This is a genomic window from Kitasatospora sp. MY 5-36 (genome assembly GCF_001182915.1).
Taxonomy (GTDB): Bacteria; Actinomycetota; Actinomycetes; order Streptomycetales; family Streptomycetaceae; genus Kitasatospora.
In genome coordinates, this window is record NZ_LFVW01001028.1 from 1 (window position 1) to 2,329 (window position 2,329).

General features: G+C 76.0%; 2 protein-coding genes and 1 pseudogene. 1 reads left to right on the forward strand and 2 read right to left on the reverse strand.

The genetic code is table 11. From position 1 onward, the window contains the following. Window positions 1–1,168 (reverse strand): LCP family protein (locus tag AE652_RS39705; RefSeq protein WP_049660497.1); only part of this gene is annotated, 1,168 nt, incomplete at its 3' end. Between the two features lie 36 nt (window positions 1,169–1,204). Continuing rightward, complete coding sequence (locus AE652_RS39710; protein WP_049660500.1) at window positions 1,205–1,996, reverse strand: TIGR03089 family protein; 792 nt, start codon at window positions 1,994–1,996, stop codon at window positions 1,205–1,207. 104 nt (window positions 1,997–2,100) lie between these two features. Here AE652_RS39710 and AE652_RS39715 point away from each other — a divergent pair. Further along, window positions 2,101–2,329, forward strand: a pseudogene (locus tag AE652_RS39715) (hypothetical protein); the annotation flags it as partial.

Below are 2,329 nucleotides of genomic sequence, written 5' to 3' on the forward strand. Positions count from 1 at the left end.
CCGCCGCCGGCGAGCGGCCCGCCCCCGGGACCGGCCCCGGGGACGGCGTGGACCCGGGCGCCCGGACGGCGACCGGCCGGTCGTCCCGCAGCGCCGCGAACAGCTGGCCGGTCTGCGGCTGCACGAACTCGTCCCGGTCCGAGTCGTAGCGGTACGGGCGGCGCGGCGCGGTCAGGAAGACCACGTCCGCCGAGGGGATGCCGCGCAGGTCCTGGGTGAGGTCGTACAGCGCGCCGAGCGAGGACAGCGCGCCGTCCGCCCGGACCGAGGAGGTCGCGGCGTCCAGCACCGGCCACAGCTTCGCCGGGTTCAGCAGCACGCCCTGCGACTGCACCTTGCGGATCAGCGCGGCCAGGAACTGCTGCTGACGGCCCATGCGCTGGGTGTCGCTGCCGTCGCCCAGGCTCTCCCGGGCCCGGACGTAGCCGAGGGCCTGCTCGCCGTGCAGGGTCCGCCGGCCGGCGGCCAGGTCGAGCTTGGCGTCCTTGTCGTGGATCGGCTGCGGCACGCACACCTCGACCCCGCCGATCGCGTCCACCATCGTCTTGAAGCCGCTGAAGTCGAGGATCACGTAGTGGTCGATCCGGATGCCGCTCAACTGCTCGACGGCCCGGATCGAGCAGGCCGGACCACCCGTCTCGAAGGCCCAGTTGAACTGCATCAGCGCGGGCCTGCTGCGGGTGCCGTCCGGCTTCTCGCAGGCGGGGACGGTGACCATGACGTCCCGCGGCACGGAGACCGCCGTCGCGTGCCTGCGGTCGGCGGCCAGGTGCAGCAGGATCGTGGTGTCCGAGCGCTGGCTGCCCGGCTCGCCGCCGTACGAGCCGTTCGCGCCGGAGCGGTCGTCACTGCCGATCAGCAGGAGGTTCTCGGCGCCCCGCGCCCCGGCGGTGCGGCTCGGCCGCTCGGCCTCCAGTTTGGCGAGCAGCCGGTCGGTGGCCGAGTCCGCGCGGATGTTGCCGTCCAGCGTGCGGTAGGCGATCCAGAGCAGCACCCCGGTGGCGACCAGCAGGAACGCGACGGCGCCGGCGGTGATCATCAGCCACCGCCGGCGCCTGCGCGGGCGTCCGCTCCCGCCCGGAGGGGTGTCCGTCGGCGGGCCGTCCTGGGCCGCGCCGTTCGTCGGGGGAGTGGCGGTCGGGGGGTGCTCGGTGTCGTCCTCGGCCATGGCAGCGATCCCTACCCGCCGGGCCCGGGCCGGGGGTTAGCCGAGGCGCAGTGTCACCCGTTCGGATTCGGTCCGCTTCTCCCACTGCCCGGCGTCCAGCGCCTGCGAGTTGCGGCAGAGCACCACCGAGGCGCCGGCCGCCAGCGGCGCCAGCAGACCGGCCTCCAGACCGGTCCAGTCGTCGTACGAGAGGGTGGACAGCACGCGGTCGCCGGGCTTCAGGCCGAGCCGTGCCGCCCCCTCCCGGGCCAGCGCCACGGTCTGCTCGCCCGTCAGCTTCAGCGGCAGCCCGTCCACCGCGGTCTCCAGCGCCGGCCCCTCCGGGGCGACGGGGGAGTACGGGGCGAAGCGGTCGCCCTGGCCGGGCACCTCGGCGGCGTAGTCGAGGAAGCCGTCCGGGCGCTGCGGGAAGCGGCCGCCGAGCGGACGCAGGGCGAGCGCGACCCGCTCGCCCTCGCAGGCCTGGGCGGCCTCCAGCCCGTCCGGGCCGCTGACCACCAGGTCGGCGGCGGCCGGGTCGCCGCCCGGCACCGCCGTCACCCCGACCGACCAGCAGGCCAGCAGCCAGACGGCGCTCTGCCAGTGGGCGGGCAGCAGCAGCGCCGCCCGGTCGCCGGGGCCGGCGTTCAGCTCGTCCTGGAGGAGGTTGGCCGTCTTGGCCACCCAGTTGTCGAAGGTCCGGGCGGACAGCTCCACCCGTTCGCCGGTGGCGTCGTCGTAGAAGGTGACCAGAGGGGCCGCGGGATCGACCGAAGGCGTGCCGCCGCGCAGGAATGCGTGCAGCAGCTCGACGGGGGTGCGGGCGTCGGCAGCGAAAGGCGCAGTCATGGTGCGCCCCAGCCTACGGCCTTCGGGTGGGAGGTCGGGAGGGGCGGCCGAACGGGCGCGGAGCGGCGTGGCGGGCGGTCCGGTTTGCGGCGACGATCCGGTTTATGCGCCTCTCACTTCCGGCCGCCCTGCTCGCCGGCTGCACCGCCGCCCTCCTGCTCCAGCCCGCCGCCGGTGCGACCCCCTCGTCCGCCCCGCGCCGCCACGACTTCGCCGGCGGCGGCTCCACCACCACGCTCCCGCTGCCCGCCGGGACCGGCCTCGCCCCGCGCGGCACCGCACCGTTCGAACTCCTCGGCCTCGGCTGGGACGGCCCGGCGGACGCCCTCGCCG

Bases quoted from the DNA above. Each gene is read 5' to 3' on its own strand.
- AE652_RS39710 (WP_049660500.1), bottom strand. From the start codon at position 1,996: ATGACTGCGCCTTTCGCTGCCGACGCCCGCACCCCCGTCGAGCTGCTG.